Source organism: Burkholderia sp. WAC0059, assembly GCF_002870125.1.
In the GTDB taxonomy this organism is placed as follows: Bacteria; Pseudomonadota; Gammaproteobacteria; order Burkholderiales; family Burkholderiaceae; genus Paraburkholderia.
This window is the reverse complement of sequence record NZ_PNEO01000037.1, coordinates 1-19,271: the sequence shown is the minus strand read 5'-3', so window position 1 is coordinate 19,271 and position 19,271 is coordinate 1. Positions and strand designations below refer to the sequence as shown.

At 68.9% G+C, this 19,271-nt stretch carries 8 protein-coding genes and 1 pseudogene; 5 read left to right on the top strand and 4 right to left on the bottom strand.

Annotated elements, in window-relative coordinates; all coding sequences use genetic code 11:
- The first annotated feature begins 262 nt into the window (after positions 1-262).
- Both CY652_RS23095 and CY652_RS23090 read left to right on the top strand, forming a co-directional pair.
- Positions 263-1,186 carry a prepilin peptidase gene (locus CY652_RS23095; protein ID WP_258002429.1) on the top strand — a complete coding sequence of 308 codons (924 nt, stop codon included), beginning with the start codon at positions 263-265 and terminating at the stop codon, positions 1,184-1,186.
- Positions 1,187-1,424: 238 nt separating this feature from the next.
- Positions 1,425-1,883, top strand: coding sequence for a winged helix-turn-helix domain-containing protein (locus tag CY652_RS23090; RefSeq protein ID WP_102133036.1), 459 nt, complete (start codon positions 1,425-1,427; stop codon positions 1,881-1,883).
- A gap of 230 nt (positions 1,884-2,113) precedes the next feature.
- Here the strand turns inward: CY652_RS23090 and CY652_RS23085 are convergent, their stop codons facing one another.
- From CY652_RS23085 to CY652_RS23075, 3 genes are all read right to left on the bottom strand, one after another.
- The gene (locus CY652_RS23085; protein WP_102133035.1) at positions 2,114-3,580 is read right to left on the bottom strand and encodes a GGDEF domain-containing protein; all 1,467 of its coding nucleotides are present in this window, start codon (positions 3,578-3,580) and stop codon (positions 2,114-2,116) included.
- A gap of 577 nt (positions 3,581-4,157) precedes the next feature.
- Positions 4,158-5,792, bottom strand: coding sequence for a hypothetical protein (locus CY652_RS23080; protein WP_102133034.1), 1,635 nt, complete (start codon positions 5,790-5,792; stop codon positions 4,158-4,160).
- Between the two features lie 445 nt (positions 5,793-6,237).
- Positions 6,238-11,349 (bottom strand): hypothetical protein, encoded by a 5,112-nt coding sequence (locus CY652_RS23075; protein WP_102133033.1) that lies wholly within the window; start codon positions 11,347-11,349, stop codon positions 6,238-6,240.
- Positions 11,350-11,663: 314 nt separating this feature from the next.
- On the opposite strand from CY652_RS23075, the gene CY652_RS23070 reads away from it, so the two are divergent.
- The gene (locus CY652_RS23070; protein ID WP_102133032.1) at positions 11,664-15,221 is read left to right on the top strand and encodes a hypothetical protein; all 3,558 of its coding nucleotides are present in this window, start codon (positions 11,664-11,666) and stop codon (positions 15,219-15,221) included.
- A gap of 307 nt (positions 15,222-15,528) precedes the next feature.
- Here the strand turns inward: CY652_RS23070 and CY652_RS23065 are convergent, their stop codons facing one another.
- Entirely contained in the window at positions 15,529-16,962 is a 1,434-nt protein-coding gene (locus tag CY652_RS23065) for a helix-turn-helix transcriptional regulator (protein WP_102133031.1), read from the bottom strand.
- An 844-nt stretch (positions 16,963-17,806) separates the two neighbouring features.
- On the opposite strand from CY652_RS23065, the gene CY652_RS25175 reads away from it, so the two are divergent.
- Complete coding sequence (locus tag CY652_RS25175) at positions 17,807-18,859, top strand: toxin co-regulated pilus biosynthesis Q family protein (protein WP_374703693.1); 1,053 nt, start codon at positions 17,807-17,809, stop codon at positions 18,857-18,859.
- A pseudogene (locus tag CY652_RS23055) lies at positions 18,859-19,271 on the top strand (PilN family type IVB pilus formation outer membrane protein); the annotation flags it as partial. The gene CY652_RS25175 and the pseudogene CY652_RS23055, both read left to right, overlap by 1 nt.

Genomic DNA, 19,271 nt, shown 5'->3' with positions numbered 1-19,271 from the left:
CCCCCCCCCCTTTTTTCCGCGCCCTCGCCACGATGCGCGCCCGGCTTCTTCGCAAAGCAGGCCGCCGCTTCGCATCCGGCCTGTCCGCGCCCGCCCGGCGGGCCTAGCATAGGCTGGCGGCAGATCGGCGTCGCTGCGCCCGGAACGACGCGGCTTAACCATGCGCGCCCCGCCGAACCGGACGCCGCCATTCAGCGACATGCCATGCAATCCGCCGCGTGGCGGCGAAGCGACCCGGGTCGCCCTGAAAACCGGAGAGTGGATGTCGATGTTTTCCCGCGTCGTCGCGTTCCCCTCGCCGCACGATTATCACGGCTTCGCGACGGTCCTTTCGGCCGTGCAAGGCTATATCGTCGCGGTGCTCGGGGGCTTGCTCGTCGGCGGTCTGCTCGCCGCCGCGGTGCGCCGCCTGCCCGCCATGCTGGAGCGCCGCTGGCAGCATCAGATCGACGCGCTCGTCGCGAGCCGCGCCCAGTCGGACCCGCGGCCCGCCCCGACCGTGCCCGATGAACCGCTGTCGAGCCTCTGGATGCCGCGCGCCGCCTGCGCCGCGTGCGGGCATCGCATGCGTCTCTTCGAAGCCGTCCCGGTGCCCGGCTTTCTTCTGCTGCGCGGACGCTGCCCGTCCTGCCGCGCGCCGCTCGACCCGGCCTCGCCGTTGCTCCAACTCGCGACCGCTGCTTTCGCGGTGCTCGCGCTCTGGCGCTTCGGCCCGCACTGGCAGGCGCTGTTCGGCTTCGGGCTCGCCGCCGCGCTGCTCGCGCTGGCCGCCATCGACGCCACCTCGAAGCTGCTGCCCGACGCGCTGACGCTGCCGCTGCTCTGGGCCGGCCTGCTCGTGAACCGCGCCGCGCTGTTCGCCTCGCCCAACTCTGCCGTGATCGGCGCCGCCGCCGGCTATCTCGCGCTGTGGGCCGGCGCGCGCGCGTTCCGCTACTGCTGCGGCAGGGAAGGCCTCGGCCAGGGCGACTTCAAGCTGCTGGCCGCCCTCGGCGCCTGGTTCGGCTGGCGGGCGCTGCCGCACATCGTGTTCGTCGCGACCTCGGCCGGCGCGGCGGTCGGACTCGCCGTCATGCTGATCCGCCCGAAGAGGCGCGACGCCATGCTGCCGTTCGGTCCGTTCCTCGCCGCCGCCGCGCTGTGGATGCTGTTCGGCGGCCATACCGGTCTGCTTTTCACCGTCTGATCGGCCGTCCGATTTTCTTTTTTGCAACGCGCGTTTCGGAAAATCGTTTGCGCTTTCGCGTCCGCGTTCACGACGCAAAACCACGCCGCTACACTCTAGTCTCGACCGTTGGCATCGCCTTGCATGCCTTGCGCGATGCGCGGTCTGACGAGGGCGGAAGACGCGTGCATCTCCATACGCGGGTCCTCCGCCGCCTTGCCGTGCCCAACGACGGGCACATCACTCAGAGATACGGATCATGAGCGAAGAAATGGGCAAGACGGCCCCGCGCAGAATGCGCGCGGGGCACATGCTCCTCGCCGGCAAGCCGCCCGAGGAGGTGGCGCGCGAGACGGGCGCGGCGCTGCAGAGCGTGCGCGTGTACGAGCGGGTCCTCAACGACGGCGGAATCGAAGCGCTGTCGGCGATGGGCAACCGCGGCCGGCTGCCGAAGCTGAACAACAGCGCTTACGCCTGGCTCAATCGCGCGCTGCTCGAAACGCCGAACGCGCACGGATTCGCGGCGAAAAACTGGACGCAGAAAACGCTGAGCGACCTGATCGCGCGCGAGTTCGGCATCCGCTTTTCGAAGTCGCACGTCTCGCGCATCCTGCGCGCGCTACGCACGCCGGAAAAGACGCACGCGCCGCTGCCGGCAGCGCGACGCATCGAGTCCGGCACGCTGAACTGGAAACGGAATTACCCGGATCAGGCATGACGGCCGGCCGTAGCGGCTGAACACGCAAGCCGCCCGCGCAACGCGCCCGAATCCCGCCTTCGATCCCCGCTCTCCCGCCTCATCGCCGGTCACTGCCGGTTTCCCCTCCTGCCAAACGATTGCGCATCGCCGACCGGCCTTGCACAGGATTTCCGCAAAGGTTTGCCGGCGTCCGCCCATTGCGCCCGGCTTCGGACGACTGACTATGTGCGTCCGCGAGTACGGCCCCGTCACGTCATGCACATCATGACGCGGTTGCGGCCCACTTCCTTGGCCGAGTAGAGCGCGCGGTCGGCGTCCTCGAGCAGATGCTCGACGTCGTGCTGCGCCTCGGTGTTGTCGATGCTCGCCACGCCGATGCTGCTCGTCAGGATGCCGCCCTCGACGGCCTCGTGCGCGATGGCCAGCTCCTCGACCGCGAGGCGCAGCCGCTCGGCCATCGCCACGGCCGCCTTCGCGTCCACGCCCGGCAGCAGCACGACGAACTCCTCTCCGCCGTAGCGGCTCACGAAGTCCGAGCCGCGTCTCACCGACGACTTGAGCACCTGCGCGACGGCCTGCAACGCGCGGTCGCCGGCCACGTGTCCGTAACGGTCGTTGAAGCGCTTGAAGTGGTCGACGTCGACGAACAGCACGGAGATGGGCTGCCCGGTCTTGCGCGCCTTCTCGACCTCGTGCTTGTAGGCGCGGTCGAACGCCCAGCGGTTGTGCAGGTCGGTCAGCGCATCGGTCGTGGCGAGCCGCTGGACGACCGCGTCCAGACGCGCGCGCATGCGCAGCGTGTAGGCGAGATAGACCGACAGCGCGGCAAAGCCCAGCGAAACGATGACGCCCAGAATCGCGACCTGCTCGCAGCGCCGCTTCCAGTCGGCGAACACCTGCGACGAGGGCAGGCTCACGTCGACGATCATCGGCGTGCCGGGCACCGTGCGCTGGGCGGTGATCGCGTCGTCGGCGGAACTGCCGTGCAGCGCGCGCGAGAACCACTGCGCGAACCGCTCGCCCATCCAGCGCCCGAAGCTGTCGGGCACGGGCCGCTGGCGCTCGGGCGCGAGCGTGCTCATCAGCGCCGTGCCGTCGCGCAGCGACACGCTCACGACGCCGTGGGCGTCGATCTGCAGTCCCGAAAGCACTTCGGAGAAATAGTCGAGATTGACCGTGGCGATCACCACGCCGTCGAAACGGCCGTTGGGCGTGCGCACGGCCCGCGAGAGCGTGACGAGCCGGGTCATCGTGTCGCTCGTCATGTAGGGATGGCCCACGAGCAACTGGTTCGTGCGCCTCGCGAGGCGCAGGTCCGCCGCCGAGACGCGCTCGGAGCGGCTCGGCCGCGCGCCCGTCTCGAGCGAATCGGCGATCAGGTTGCCGTGCCGGTCGAACACGGCCACGTTGCGGATGTAGCGCGCGGCGGCGGCGCGCGAAAACAGCGCCTGGTCGCGCAGCGTAACCGGCAGGCGCATGACGTCGGGCTGCTCCACGCCGTCGGCGACGGCCTGGATGGAAAGGTCGAGCAGATCCACGTTGCGCGAGATCTCGCGCTCCACGACGAACGCCAGCCGCGCCGCGTCGTCCTCGGCGTGCCTGCCGATGTCCCGGTACGCGTCGGCGAGCAGGATCACGAGCGCGGCCGAAAGCGACAGGATCATCAGGAACCCGCCCGCCAGGACGGCGGCGGGGCCGGCAAGGGTATATTTCATGGCTGGCCTTTCGTCTGCGCGATTGCCTCACACATGCGGCCGGCACGGCTCGCGCGGCCTTCGTCTTCCGGCGGCGCGAAAAAGCCCGGTCGTCTCCGTCGCGCAGTGCTGTTCTCCGCGAACCGGCATGGTTCGCGTTCGCCGGTGCCGACGCGGACTGCGCGTGCGGCCGGCCCGGCCTGGTGCCGCCGGCGGGCTCGCGATCGAGAACCCGCCGGCGGAAAATCGCGCCGCGACGGCGCTTCGATCGACATCCGTTCTCCGAAGAGACTTCCGCACGGCGATTCGCGAACGGCCCGTCCGGACTGCCCGGCCGAACTGCCCGGCATTTCCCCGCGCCGGGCGACGTCGTCGGCAACCTGCCCAAGCCTGTCACACCGGCCGGCGACCGATCTTAATACAGACAAAAAGAAAACCGTAACCGTCACGCGGAACCGGCCCCGCCCGTACGCCTCGCCCGATACGAAAACGCCCCCGAAGGGGCGAGACCGGGAGAGACGCCGGCGCATTCGGCCGCCGGCGTCCCGATGCCGGCCCTGCGCGGGGCATCGCCCCGACACGCGGCCGGCACGGCCGCTCAGGCCCGCAGCCCCATGATGCTGTTGAAGACGCTATTGAACTGGCTCATCGCGCTCGACACCCCGCTCGTCGCCGAGCCGCTGTCGCCCGACGAGCCGAGGCCGCCTTCGGCCGCCCACTGCATGTCGTTCAGGCCGGCGATGCCGTCCGCGCCCGGCACGTCGTGCGTCTCGATCTGCTGGTACGTCTGCGGATTCGACAGCATCCACTGCGCGGCCTGCTGCACGGTCGACGACGGCGTCGAGCCGCCGCTTTGCGCCGGGTTGCCGAGCGAGAGGCTGTAGAGCTGGCTCGGCGTCATCGCCTGGCCGCCGTTCTGGCTCATGTAGCTCGAGAGCGCGCCCGCCGCGCTTTGCGCGTTCATCTGCGAACCGCCGCCGAGACCGAGCAGGCTGGCGAGCGCGCCGCCGAGTCCCGAACTGCCTGCGTCGGCCGTCCCGTCCGCGTCGCCTGCGGTGCCTGCGTCGCCCGTACCGCCCGTGCCGCCGCTCGAGCCCAGACCGCCCTGCGCCGCCCATTGCAGATCGTTCAGGCCGGCGATGCCGTCCGCGCCCGGCACGTCGTGCGTTTCGATCTGCTGGTACGTCTGCGGATTGCCCAGCATCCACTGCGCGGCCTGCTGCACGCCCGGCGACGGCGCCGCTTCGCCGCTTTGCGCCGGATTGCCGAGCGAGAGGTTGTAGAGCTGGTCCGGCGTCATCGGCTGGCCGCCGTTCTGGCTCACGTAGCTCGCGAGCGCGCCCGACGCGCTTTGCGCGTTCAGTTGCGAGCCGCCGCCGAGGCCACCGAAGCCGCCCAGTCCGCCGAGGCTGCCGAGCGAACCCGAACCGGCGGCTTCGCCCGAACCCGACGAAGACAGGCCGCCCTCGGCCGCCCACTGCATGTCGTTCAGGCCGGCGATGCCGTCCGCGCCCGGCACGTCGTGCGTCTCGATCTGCTCGTAGGCCTGCGGGTGCTTCAGCATCCATTGCGCGGCCTGCTGCACGCCCGGCGACGGCGTCGAACCGCCGCTTTGCGCCGGATTGCCGAGCGAGAGGTTGTAGAGCTGGTCCGGCGTCATCGCCTGACCGCCGTTCTGGCTCATGTAGCTCGCGAGCGCGCCCGCCGAGCTTTGCGCGTTCAGTTGCGAACCGCCGCCGAATTCACCGAGGCCGCCGGAGTCGCCCAGGCCGCCCAGTTCGCCGGAACCGCCCAGTTCGCCGAGTCCGCCCAGTTCGCCGGAACCGCCCAGCGAATCCGAACCGGAGGTTTCGCCCGAACCCGACGAAGACAGGCCGCCTTCGGCCGCCCACTGCATGTCGTTCAGGCCGGCGATGCCGTCCGCGCCCGGCACGTCGTGCGTCTCGATCTGCTGGTACGTCTGCGGATTGCCCAGCATCCACTGCGCGGCCTGCTGCACGGTCGACGACGGCGTCGAATCGCCGCTTTGCGCCGGGTTGCCGAGCGAGAGGTTGTAGAGCTGGCTCGGCGTCATCGCCTGACCGCCGTTCTGGCTCATGTAGCTCGAAAGCGCGCCCGCCGAGCTTTGCGCGTTCATCGGCTCGCCGCCGCCAAGACCTTCGTCCAGTTCCGGGGACTCCTCCGTGGGATAAGCGCCCGGCATCGAATAACTACTTCCGATCGAATTCAACATAACCAACCTCCCGCAGATTAGATTGTTCGTTGCCTGATAAAAAGAGAATCAAACCGTTCATGCAACCCTCCGGTCAGGCGGCATCGGGCGTCGTGCAACCGTTTGCGGACTTCGGCGCCGCTCTGCCGCCGCTCCCGTCCGCCCCGAAATGCCACTGCCGAACGCTTGCCGTTTCCGGACTGCAACCGCCTGGCGGCCCGCTTCATCGCCGGTCGCCGACCGCAACACAAGACCTGACGTAAGCACTATTGCATAGCGGCAAGACCCGCCCCGTCGCCGGAGCGAAGTCCTGTCGAGACATGCGAAGATGCGCCCGATCGGTGCGAAGAGCGGCACTGCACGCGGGCTCGGGCGGACCCCACGCGGCCTTTGCCTTTGTCCGCGAAGACGCGACCGGCGCCGCCGCGGGGACGGAGGGCGCCCGGAAAAAGACGGCCCGACACGTTCAGGCGGCTCGCGGCACGTCGGGCTTGAGGCCTTTTATGAGCTGGAAATGATCGGATTCCAGCAGGAGCATCGGTGCGGCGGCCGCGTCGGCCTTGATCTCGCCGGTCGGCCAATCCATGCTCCCAGGCGCCACGGAGACGATGTGGATCGGCTTCACCAGAGTCCGGAACGCGTAGGCAAACAAATCGCCTTCCTTGCTGTTCCAGAGGTTGTTCCGCTTGATCGAGTAGGCCAGGTAATGAAGGTCGACCATCGTGCCGTTGACGAATTCGCGCAGCCATTCGTTTTCCTTCAGATGCGCGCCAGCCTGGCTTTCGTGCCGCTTCACCCCCGCCTTGCAAGCCTGGTATTCGGCAAATACCCTTTCTATCGTGGCGTTGTCGACGCCCTGCGCTCTGGCAGCCCGTACTGCCGCCTCACCGCTTCCCGAAAGCGCGTCGTCAACGAGCCAACCATGCCGATCCACGAGCTCCGAGAGGCGTGCAGCAAACTCGACCGCCGCCTCCTTGTGCTCGTGGTACTGGTCAAGGACGTTCTTCCGGCCGGAATCGATTCTGCTGATGTTTTCCCGATTCACGGCGTACAACCAGTTGTTCTGGTCGACGAGACGATCTCGCTCCTCGTCGCGCAGATCCGGCCTCGATAATTGGTCGGCCAGCGCCTCCACTTTCGCGCCGAGATGGTTGCGGACATTGACGGGCGTGAGCGCGCGACCGCCCATCTCCTGCCTGAGCGCGCTCCCCCATTCCGGATGGGCTTCGCCATACGCGATCAGCGAATTGAAAAAACAGTTGCCGTCCGGTTCGATCTTCTGAAGGTCGAGCCTGTCTTTCAGCTTTTCCGCCGTCATCCCGCTCGTCGACGCCATCTGCCAGATCTGCGCGCCGGCGTTGCCCTGCTTCGGCATCCGCGTCTGCTGCGCCGTCGATGGCGGAACCGCGGGCCGCGCGAACGACGGGGCCGGCCGCTGCATCGATCCCGACTGCTGCATCGATCCCGACTGCTGCGACGATCCCAACTGCTGCGACGGCCGGATGCCCGGCGCGACCGGCGCCTGTCCGTTCCCGGGCGAGGTCCGCCGATGCGACGGCACAGGCGGCGGAACCTGCGCGGCGCGCTCCGAGACGGGCTGCGCGATGTTCTGCTTCCTACCCGGCACCGGCCGACGCACCGGTCGGGGCGGCACCGCCGGCGTCTGCGCGCCCCGGCTCAGCGACGAAGGCTGAGGCGTGGCAGGCGACACCGTCGCGCTCGCGCGAACCGTACCGACCGGCTGCGCGGCGCGCGCCGGCTCGCCGCCCGTCGACTGTTGACGCGACACCGCCGCCGACGGGTGCTGGGGCGCGGTACGCGGCAGATGCAGGGGGTAGACCGGCCGGCTGGGCGGCTCGCCTTTCAGCTCGGGCCAATTCGTCCGCGGCGGACGCGACGGCGCCGGCAAATCGAACCCGAAATCGAAATCGTCGAGCGGATTGTGAGCAGCTCCCCCCGGCAGCACGCCCGGAGCGGCCGCCGCATTGAGCGACTCGAACCGGCTCGCCCGCTGCGAGTCCGACCGCGCCGGCAACCCGAAATCGAACTCGTTGAGCGGATCGCGAGCGGCACGCTCTTGCAGCATGCCCGGAGCGACCGCCGCATCGAGCGACTCGGACCCGCTCGCCCGCCGCGAGTCCGACCGCGCCGGCAACTCGAAATCGAACACATCGCGCGAATCGGGATCGACACGCCTCTGAAACACGCCCGGAGCGGCCGCCGCATCGAGCGGCCCGGCCTCACTTGCCGGCCGCGAAGCCGACGGCGCCGACGCACCGGAACCGCCCCCGGCCGACAGCCCGGACTCGAGACCGGCGCGCTTCTTCAGCGCCGCGGGCCTAAGCCTCAGCAACATCAGCTCGCGGTCCGTGCTCACCGAGTTCGTGGTCTGCAACTGCACCACGTAGTTCATGCCCTTCGTGCGGCCCTTGGTGTTCGTCTCGTACGAGCACAGCGACCTCGGCTTCCAGCTCGTCGCCGCCTCGAGCGTCTGCTGCTTCGCGGCCTGCCAGCGGTCGAACTCGTCCTGATTGCCGGCGGCCGCGATCATCGCGTCGTACCGGTCGAGCTTCTTCGCGGCCTCCGGCCGCATCTCGTGCCGCAGCAGAAAGGTCTGGTTGCCCCTGCCCGCGTCGCGCTCTATTTCGGCCAGATACGTCTCCAGCCGCGCATTCGCCGCCTCGCGCAGTTCCGGCTTGCCGCCCGAAAGCATCTCGACGAGATCGGGCCAGTGCGCGTGGACGTGCTTGTCGAAGTCCGAGTAGGACACGAACATTTCGTCCCAGAACGAGCGCTCGGCCAGCATCTGATCCGTCTTCGCAATGCCCAGGCGCATCAGGTTGCCCGAGTGCGAATGCAGGATCGTCACGCCGACGACCGGCACGCTCGGCAGCGACATGGATTGCGGGTGCCAGTTCTGCGAACTGAAATTGCCGGCCGAAGCCGGCGAGGCGAGAAAGTTCGCCGACGTGTTGAAGCTCGTGCTCGTGCCGCTCGCCGCCGTGTCGCGGCTGAACTTGCCGCCCTGGCTCTTCGTCTCGCTGCGCGCGCTCCAGACCCGACGATAGTCGAGCTCGCCGAAAATGCCTGCCTTCCAGCCGTTCATGACCGCGCGCGGGCCGCCCATCACCGACACGCCGCTGTAGTACTTGCTGTCGCGTCCGTCCAGCCAGCCCACCGAGACGTCGGGCGCCTTGTAGAACTGGTCGACGAAGTGCTGGCACATCCACTCTTTTTTGTCGTCCTCGGACATCTGCTCGCCCGTCGGCTTCTCGCCGGGCGGCATCGTCGTCAGGCGCTCGAGCACCTCGATCTGCCGTCTGCGCGCGGCAGCGGGATCGTCGTCGTCCTGCATGACGTGGATCATCACGCCCCGCTGTTCGAGCGATTCGCGCGCGATCGCCGTCACGTCGACGGAGCCGCTGACGGCCAGGTGCTTCTTGAAGAATTCCGTGCCGGCCGTGACCGACGCGCCCACGTGCCAGCGCTTGCGCTTCTCGGTGCCGACGAAGATGAAGTTGGACGCCGCCGACGAGCCGATCTCCACGACCGCCGTCCGGCCCCGGCCCAGGCCCACGTCGGGACCGACGCCGAGAATCGGCAGCGGCCCGGCCGCCCCGATCGTGAGGTTCGCGTCGACGCCCTGCAGGCCGCCGTCGGTGGCCCGCAGCGACCAGGTCGGCTGCATGGTCTGCGCGACGGTAATCATCGACTGCAGCGCGTCCTTCTCGGTCAGCGCCCCGGCCGGCTCGCCCGCGTCGTCGTTCGGGTGCGAGAGCACTTCGTCCGCCGTTTCGCTCATGCGCCCGCGCAATCCCCGCTTCGGCTTCGCTTTCGGCAGCGCGCCATGCGGGTCGAGCTCGCGCATCTTCTCGATCCGGCCGGCCGTTTCGCCTTCGGGGGCGTCGAGTCCGTGCTCGTGCGCCCATTGCGCGAGCCGGTTCGTGCTCATGACGCGGTTCTTCTCGAGCTCGAGGAACGCGCCCTGCTGGCGCAGCCGCTTCTCGCTGATGCCGAGCCGCTTCGCCGCGCTTTGCGCGACGGCACCCAGCGTGCGTTTATCGAGCTTCGTCTCCTCGGTCCAGCCGTTCTTCGCGACGAGCGCGTGCCACTGCTTGAGCGTCTCGACGTGCACCGCCTGGCGGATCGTCTCCGGATTGCGCGCGTCGACCGGCTCGCCGATCTGCGCCTCGATGCGCGCCGAGACGTGCCCGATCGCCACGTAATCGCGGAAATCCTCGTCCGGATGCCCGAGATGGCCGCCCGCCATGCCGTGCTGGTAGGCCGACAGCGGCGACTTCTGGTAGCCGAACACGCGTACGAAGCCCGCCCACCGGCTCGTGTCCGCGGCGCGCTCCGCATAGCGCATCAGCTTGTACGTACGCGCCTTGACCGCCTCGAACTCCGAACCCGGGCCGCTCTCGCGCAGCTTCATGCGCCAGCGGAAATACGGCATGCGCAGCGATGCTGCGGGCTCGGCCTGCGGGTTCTCCATCAGTTGCGACGCGCAGACCAGCGCGCCGCAGGCAAGCTTCGTCGGCTCGTCGAGCTTGCGCGTGCCCCTCGTCTCGTCGTCCAGTAACCCGCGCGCCAACTCGACCGTGCTCTCCAGCGTGGCCGGCTTGTACAGGCGGTCGGGCAACCGCGCGATCAGATCGTCGGCCGCGCTGAACGCATTGGACGTCGCCTCGCGCCGGACCGCCGCGTCGGACTTGTCGTGCGCGTCCTCCGACGGCTGCGAAGCCTGATTCCCGATCGCGAGCAGCGCGTCGAGCCCGACGCCCGTGCGCGCGAGCAGCCGCTGGGCGGCGAACGCGTCGGCGCGGGCCTCCGTGGAGCCGTCCGAGCCGGACAGCACGTCGAGCGCCCGCTTCGCGCGCTCGCTGTCGCCCCACGTCGCCTCGGCCAGCGCCCTTGCGATCAGCACGGGCTTCGCATAGCCGAGCGGCTCGCCGGGCTCGGCGAACCCCACGAGGCGATCGCGCAGCGCCGCTTCGCGGCGGTCGGGTTGCCGGTCGTCGAGCCCGTCGGCCGAAGCGTCGCCGCGCCCCGCATGCCCCGCATCCGGCACGCCTGCCGGAAAGAGCGTATCGATCTCGCGCAGCGCCTCGTCGCGGTTGTCGAGCAGCGTTTTGGGTTCCTGTGCGCCCTCCTCCGCCTTGTCCTGCGCCGCGGTCTTGCCCTGCGTTACCGCCCTGCCCTGCGCCGCCGGCGTGCGCGCGCCGCCCGTCAGGGCCGCCGCGGCGTCGCTCCTGCGCTTGTCCGCGTTGCGCACCGTCTTCGCGTTCGCATCGGGCTCGCGCGGCTCACGCAGCTCCGACGGTTCGATGTCGGCTTTCGGCCGCGTCCGCACGGAAGGCGTGTTCGTCCTGGTGAAACCCGCCAGGATCTGCGTCGTATGGCCCGGCACCTTGTTGAAGAACCGCCCGAGTCTGTTCAGCGTCGGCGAGACGTGCCTCGCCTGCGGCCCCACCTGGGCGCCGCTCTGCGAGGCCGCATCGGTCGCGGCCGGCTCGGGCTGGCTCCCGGTCGCTTCCGGGGCCGAACGGCGCAGAAAGTTCAGACGATGAGTGGACAAGGAACAATCCTTTCAAGCGAATTCGGGCCTCGTGAAGGACCGTCTTTTTCATGGCGGGCCCGGCCCGCCTCGTTCGGCCCGCTTTCCCAGTAGCGCATGCCCGTGCATGAAATTTACGACGATCCGGCCCCTGCGCTACGCGCGGGACCGAAGCGCCTTACAGAAAAGCGAAGCGCCCCGCCGCACGGGTTCCCCCGACGCACGGCGAATGGGCGGGCGCTTCGCATTCCAGGCCGCCGGTTCGCATCGCTTCACGGCCACGTCACACGAGTTTTCAATAGTGGGGACATGTTGTCTACCGTCCCACCCTGTCGATGAGATCCCTGTTTCGGACCGCCCCTGCCGCCGGTTCGCCGGAGACCGCCCAGTCCGGCGCCTCCGACGAAGCCTCGTCGCATCGCGCCCAGCCTCCGGCGCGCACGGCGACGGGCGCGACGTCGCGCGACGAGGCGGGCGGCTTCTTCTCGAAGCTCAAGCCGCGCGCGCAGAAGCTCTCGCACAAGCTGGACGGCGTGCGCAACCTGCAGGTGGACTGGAGCAGCGCCTTCAATGCGCGCACGGTGCCCGCCCGCCCGCTCAGGCCGACGGCCGTCCGGACGGGCGACGAGCCGAACGCCGGGCCGGGCGACAAGCCGGGCGTCGGGTTCGGGAAGAAAGCCGGATTCGACCAGCTACGCAAGAAGCCCGTCGCGGACACGACGGAGAAGGCGCTGAACGGCCTCGCACCGACCGGCCCCGGCGCAACGAGGGCGACCAGGGACGCGCGCGCGGCGGCCGCCCCCGCTCAGGCGAACGACATAGAAGGGTTCGGGCACTGGGTCACGCGACTCTTCCCCAGCGGGGTCGGGGCGACCGACCCGCAGGCCGGCCTGCAGCTCGCGAGCCGCATCCAGGCACTCTGCGGCACGCCGGCCGGCATCTCGCCGGCAGCCGCGCACTCGGACGCCCAGATCCTCGCGCAAGCGCTCTCCGAAGCGACGCACGGCGACCCGATCGCAGCGCGCGCGGCGCTCGAACGCATGGCACAAGGGCTCGATCCGACGAGCGCCCCGGCCGACCGGCGAACGGCCGCGTCGACACCGGCGCCCCAGACTGGCGCCGGACCGGGCCCGGCCGAAACGGAGACGCTGGCCTGGCGCTCGGCGCAGGTGCTTTCGCAGACGGCAAGCGGCTACGACCGGCTGCGCGCCATCGCCGGCGCGAACTGGCCGGACCCGGCCGGACCGGCGCGCCACGCGCCGCGCATCTGGTTTCGCGCCGCCGATACGGCCATCCGCGCGACCGGCTTCGGCGCGACGCCGGCGGACCTCGCCTGGCACGCGGCCGAGCTCGCCGACTACGCCGCCGAAACCGGCCAGCCGAGGCCGGGCACGCACGCCGCCGCCATGACCCAGGCCGCGGAAAAGCTCTGGCGCACGGGCGACGTGAGCGCGCTGTCGCGGCACGAGAAAGGCCTGCTGATGGCCGGCACCCAGGGCTTCTACGAGGACGGGCAGGGCACCGACCTCGCCGCCGCGAAGGGTCGCATGCTGCGCATGGTCCGCCTGTGGATACCGCGCGCCGCCGAAGCGACGCCGATGTCGACGCTGAAGTCGACGTTGAAGAACCCGCTGCGGCCGCTCGAACGCGCGACCGGACATCACAAGAATCCGCTCGGGCTCGCGAAGAACGGCATCCGCGCCGCGAACCTCGTCACGCTCGAAAAGGAGCGCAAGAAGCTCGACCAGGCCGTGCCCGGCGCGCTCGGCGACCTGCGCAGCGCGACCGAAAGCGAGCCGTTCCGGCCGCACCTGAGCCGCTGGCCGTTCGCCGATACCATCGCCCGCGCCGAGCGCGACGTCGTGGCGCGCGCCGAGCTCGACGTCTGGAGCCAGCGGGACGAGGCGCCGAAGTACGGCCAGCAGCTCGGCGATGACGGACTCGAACGCGTCGCCGCGCGCACCGTCTCGCTCGTCGAGTCCATGCCCGTGCCCAGCCGCGAGGCCGGCAGCCGCGAGCTGCACACGTGGGCCGCCCTGCGCCGGTTCGCCGACGAGCTGCAGTCCGACGATCCCGAGCGCCGCGGCAAGGCATACCGGGCGCTGCGCAAGCGGCTCGCGAACCGCAGCGAAACGCTCGACTACGGCAAGCTGAAAGCCTGGAGCAAGAACCTGCCCGACACGGACGCGCTGAAGGAGGACTTCGCGAAGATGCGGCGGATCGCGCGCGGCGACGGCATCGCGCTGAAGGACGCCTCGCCCGAGTCGCTGCATCAGGCGTTCGACGAGCTGATCGGCGACATCGGTTCGGGCGGCCGGGTGCGCTTCGCGGACGGCGGCGTCGTGGGCGTCAGCACGCGCGGCTTCTCCGCGAACGTGGCCAACCTGATGCACATGGCGGGCGGCGTCTTCTCGCCCCAGGTCGATCTGCGCCTGTCGCGGGGCCGCCAGGCGTTCGTCGAGTACGGACGCTCGAGTTCGTCGTACCGCGTCACGATGGGGACGCTCACGCGCTGGCGCGACCAGGAAGGCGTCGGCCTCATGGTCGGCCACGACTCCGACGTCGGCATCACCCAGGTGCGCGCCGGCGGCGCGATCAGCCGCATCTTCCGGCAGGCCGAGAACACCCAACAGCGCTCCGTCTCGCTCGCCGTCTCGCGCCGGATCAACGACGAAGGAGACGACTTCAAGGAAGACCAGGCGCGCGCCACGTTCAGGCAGGTCAACGACTTCCTGTTCAGCGCGCGGGAGCGGGACGCGGCCCGCCGGGCGCAGGCGGCCGGGACACAGCCCGGCGCGCACGGCAACCGCCAGGCGAAGAAAGCCGAGTGGGCCGACGCCGAAAACGCGCTCTGGGAAGACCTGGCCGAGCAATTCCTGAACAACGACGACGTGTCCGTCCAGTGGACCGACCAGACCGATCATTCGAGACGCTCGGGCACGACGGTATCGGGTAGCGTCGCCGCCAAGGCCGGGCTCCACGACATGACCGCGCGCGTCGGCTTCCAGACCGGACTGGCGCACGAGACGGTCAACGACGCGAGGACTTCGAGCCGCGACACGGCGGGCCGCACGCGCATCGAGACGCAGCGCGCCGGCGAGGGTTCGCGCCTCACGGCCAGCGCCGGCCTCATCGCCAGCCTCGGCAACAACAGCGCCGGCAAGGGCCCGCAGGGCTTCGGCCTGTTGACGACCGACGCGACGGTGCGCGTGCGCCTGTTCGACACCAACAAGTCGTCGCGCTTCACGCTCGTGCGCGAGGCGGGCGCGCTCGTGAACCCGGTCTGCTTCCTCGAGCAGGAGTTCACGAACCTCGACGCCTACGCAAAGGAATTGAGCTCGCACGCCGACCTCGCGCTGATGCTGGGCGTGGACTACAAAAAGCTGCCCGTCAGGCCGCAGCAACTCCAGGAAGCGATCGAGGGCGGCCGCTCGCTGCGCGACTACCTTTCGGAAGACGAGCAGAAGACCGCCCTCGAGGCCGGCTACCGCAAGATCGAAAGCTACGTGGCGGACCTCCGGGACAACCGTCGCGACAACCAGCGCTACATCCACCGCTCGCGGCTGCGCGTGGACGTGGCGCGCCAGCTCGACGGCTGCGCGGACCGGGTCGCGGCGATCCAGAACCGCATCAACGCCGGCCAGCCGCGCGAAACCGACGACGCCGACCTCGCCGCGCTCAACGCGCAATGGGACGCGCTGCTGCTCGACAATCAGTCGTGGCTGCCCGCGGACCTGAAGTCCTACGACCGCGTGGACCTGCAGCGCGCGACGGGACTCTTCATCGGCATCCACGCCGGCACCGAGAAGCAGACGCTGGGCGAGCGCGAATTCCTGTCGACGAGCCTCAAGCTGAACCAGCTCGACGCGATGGACGCGCTCTGGCAGGACTGACCGGGCGTTCGCCGGTTTCCCGCCTGCTTCCCGCTATTACTAATTAGATAAGGCGGGCAACGCCGATCCGGCCAGGGAAGGCGCACCGCGCGGCCGTCGTCTCACGGCATGAACGGCGGGCGCGCAAGATTTCGCGCCGGGCACAATCTTTGGAGTGCCAGGAAACGTTTCCATTGCATCCATGGAACGTTTTGGCGAAAGACGGAGAAAGGGGAGAAGGAAACGCCAGGGTCGGCGGCGGTTCCGGCCGGCGCGGGCATGAGCCCTCGCGCCTGCCGGAACGTGTCGGCGCCGCGCATGGCGGGCCTCAACGCGCGAGCGTTTCGGACGGCGCTTCGTTGTAAAGCTTGCGATAGCTGTTGATGAGCGTCGAGCGGTGCTGCACGCCCCAGCGGTTGGCCACGTCGAGCACGCTCGTGACGTGCGCGTCGTCGTCGGCGAGGTTCGCGTGGATGCGCTCCATGCGCTGACGGCGGATGAGCTGGCTCGGCGAAAGGCCGAGGTGGTTCTTGAACACGGCCTGGATGGCACGCTCGGTCACGCCGATGTGCGAGGCGATCTCGCGCACCGACAGGTCGCGCTGGTCGAGGTTCTCCATCATGTAGCGGTAGGCGCGGCGGTACTTGCCCGGCAGGCGCGCGCTGACGTCGTCCGAACGCGGCTGGCTCGCGCGCGCCACGGGGGCGGCCGTCAGCGGCATCAGGGCGCTGTCGGCCCGCACGTGGCGGATCGAGGCGAACGCGTAGCGGCCGTAGAGCTGCGAGAACTCCTGGATGCGGCCTTGCAGCTGGCGGACCTTCGCGAGGCAGTAGATGTAGTCGACGTACCAGCGGGCGTGCTGGTCGGCCTGCACCATCGTGCTGTCGCACTGCTTGAGCATCGACTCGCCGATGGCCGGCGCCTGGGCGGCGATCGAGGCGAGCGCGACTTCGAGGCACAGCGTGCGGCGGTATTCGGCGAGGCCGAGCTGGGCGCTCCAGCGCACGTACTGGTCGATGCCTTCGACGACGTTCGTCTTGCCGCCCGCCAGCGCGCGCAGGTTGTCGAGGTACGCGAGGCGTTCGCCGAGCACGGGCAGGTCCGGGCAGGCCGGCGCCGGCGCGTCGATGTCGCCGAGCTCGCGCGGCAGGAAGTCGAGCACGACCGAGCGCCAGTAGACGTGGTCGGCGAGACGCTCCGAGCAATGCAGGTGGTATTGGGTCAGCAGGTCGCGGCGCAGCACGAGCATGAGCTGGGTCCAGCGTTCGTCGCGGGCTTCGCCGACGAGCGCCGCCAGTTCGGCGAGGCGGGCGCAGACCGACTCGATGCAGCCGAGCTGGTGCAGCACGAGCGTGATGCCGACGAGGCTGTCGAGACGCTGCTCGAGGCTGGCGTCCTGATCGTCGAGCACGCGCTTGAAGCAGCTCAGCGCAACGTTGAAGTTGTGCTGGAACATGGCCTGCCAGCCGGTGTTGCGGCACGACGTGACGCGAATCGCGTCGCGCGAGCCGCGAATGGCCTTTTGTGCTTTTCGAAACGTTTCCTCGGCCTCTTCGTGGCGTCCGAGCACGAGTTGGATGTCGCCGTAGAGCTGAATGTCGTCGTAGGCCGGCTTCGCCGACGCGAGCTCCGGATCGGCGCGGCGGGCCGCGGCGTGCACGGCGTCCTGCCATTGTCCCGACAGCATCTTGCTGGCAAGCGTTTGCGCGACATCGGAAGAAGAAAGCGTCGAAACCACTGCGAAATAGACCGTCGAGAACATGATGTGCTCCTGACTGAGCGACCGCGTTGATGGAAATGTCGAGTGCCGTGAAGGCATGGCTCGATAGTTCCATTTCGCCGTTCGCACCTCGCGTGTTTGTGATGCTTTGTTACCTTCTGCCCCGTCTCGCGGGCTGCCGAAACGGCCCGAGAAGAGCGCTCCCGATACCCGGAGAGCCGCGCCGGACAAGGCTTTCCGGAGAGTCTAAAAAATCGCGACGGCGCACGTCGTCGTGTTTCATTGTTGCGTTGATACGTTTGCGCCCTTCGCATCGTCACGTCGATGGACACCCTCGATCGAGGGTCGTGACGCACGCGCGACACCTTCATTACAGGCCTCTTCGCGAGCTTCGTTATGGGTCCGCATACGTTTTTTTTCTTTTTTTTCGCCCTAAAGGTTTTTACTCTGGGCGTCGATATGCAGATCGGAAGGTAGTGCGCTGCAAGTTGTGCGTGCATCGCGGTGACTCGCGATGCGATCCGTCCGAGACAAGCGGCAAGAGCGAAAGCATGCGGTGCGACCCGAGAAACGTAAAAGATTGTCAAGCTTCACAACAACGACCTGAGTCGCTCTCGACAATCGTTTTCTTTTCGGGGTCCACGGGCGCTCCGGCAGTGCTTTGCCCACGCGATGATCCGGACGGCGAACGACGTCGAACCACGCGGCAACTGACATCGTTGCGGCCGATGACGCAAAACGAAGTCTCCCGTGTAGTCGGCCGGCAAACCGGAACGATCCAGTACGTTCGTCTTTTTGCACAGCTCTGCGCATTCGCGGCGGCGCATACCTCGACACGAGCGGTACACATGGACAAGAGCGGTACAAACGGAACTCAAGGTTTGCAATGCGCGCAGGCAAGTTCATTTCATGCTCGGCATTCCTGTTCGCACTGTCGTGCGCGCTGGCGGAGCCATGCTTCGCCTCCCCCGGGGCCCCCGCACCGGATCAGCAGGACCAGCAGGTACGGATCGAGGGCCACGCGAGAGTCCATGGCTACGTTCTGAGCGGCGGCCAGAACATCGCGCTGCGTCGCGCGATCGGCCTCATCGTTCCCCGCTCCTACAGCATCAACCTGCCGAACGCCGGCAATTGGGCGGACGCACCGGTGAGCTGGCGAGCAAGCCGCTCGTTCGTCGACACGCTGCGCACGATGCTCGCCGCCAACCCGCGGCTCGTGGCCGACATCAACACCGACCTGCAGCTCATCACGGTGCGCGAGCGCGCGCCGCTCTACGGGGAAAACGTTTCCAACCCACAAGGCGGACAGAACGGCGGCACCACGCCGCCCATCGTTGCGCAGGCGATCGCCACGGACGTCCCGCAATATTCGGCCGCGCAACTGCAGGCCGACCGGCCGCGCATCACTTCGCCGGGGTTCTTTTCGGCCTCCCCCGCGCCTTCGTCCACGTCGACGACGCCCACCTCGCCGGCGCAGCAAACGCTGGCCGATGCGCAACCGCTTACGCCCAGCTCGCCCGACATGGCCGTGCCGCCAGTGCCGCCCGCGCAAACTTGGGGCGCAGCGACCCAGGCCGAACGCAGCGCGGCCGGCCTGGCGCCGGCCGCAACGGCGAGCCCGGCCGCGCCGCTGCCGGCCGCCGCCGAAGCGGCCCAGGCCGAACCCGCCGCGACTCCGGCCGCCCAGGCCTGGAAGATCGAAATCTCCGACGGCACCATCAAGGGCGTGATGGACCGCTGGGCGCAGAGCGTCGGCTGGCAGTTCGTCTGGGACGTGCCGATCGACTTCCCGGTCGATGCCACCGCCACCATCCACGGCTCGTTCGAGGACGCCCTCAACAAGGTCGTGGCGGCGCTGCAGCATTCGCAGGTGCCGATACAGGTCATTCTTTACAAGGGGAATAAAGTGCTTCGCGTAGTGCCGGAGGGGGCAGGCTGATGCGTGCGATCAGGATTTTCTTCGTTGCGCTGGGCCTCTCGCTCGTCGCCGGCTGCTCGGTGCTGAACGGCCTGAAGCACGACGCCCAGGCCGACTCCGCCAACGCGGACAAGTTGCTCGCCTCGCTTCACCAGGGCAACAACCACGTGCACGACAACGATCACGTCGTGGTCGACGACGGGCTCTATCTGTCGAACAGCACCATCAAGCTCGTCAAGACCGAGCCGCTGCCGGCCGTCTTCGCGCAGCCGGCCAGCTTCGACAGCACGGTGACGTCGCTGCAGGAGTTCGCCGAGCGCATCACGCGGCTCACGGGCATTCCGATCACGGTGACGGCGAGCGCGAACGATGCGGCCCAACGCATGACCGAGAACACCAGCGCCTCCGCGACGGGCCAGAACGGCCGCGGCGG

Coding starts and splice junctions, on each gene's coding strand:
- CY652_RS23095 (WP_258002429.1), top strand. CDS start 263: ATGTCGATGTTTTCCCGCGTCGTCGCGTTCCCCTCGCCGCACGATTAT.
- CY652_RS23090 (WP_102133036.1), top strand. CDS start 1,425: ATGAGCGAAGAAATGGGCAAGACGGCCCCGCGCAGAATGCGCGCGGGG.
- CY652_RS23085 (WP_102133035.1), bottom strand. CDS start 3,580: ATGAAATATACCCTTGCCGGCCCCGCCGCCGTCCTGGCGGGCGGGTTC.
- CY652_RS23080 (WP_102133034.1), bottom strand. CDS start 5,792: ATGTTGAATTCGATCGGAAGTAGTTATTCGATGCCGGGCGCTTATCCC.
- CY652_RS23070 (WP_102133032.1), top strand. CDS start 11,664: ATGAGATCCCTGTTTCGGACCGCCCCTGCCGCCGGTTCGCCGGAGACC.
- CY652_RS23065 (WP_102133031.1), bottom strand. CDS start 16,962: ATGTTCTCGACGGTCTATTTCGCAGTGGTTTCGACGCTTTCTTCTTCC.
- CY652_RS25175 (WP_374703693.1), top strand. CDS start 17,807: ATGCGCGCAGGCAAGTTCATTTCATGCTCGGCATTCCTGTTCGCACTG.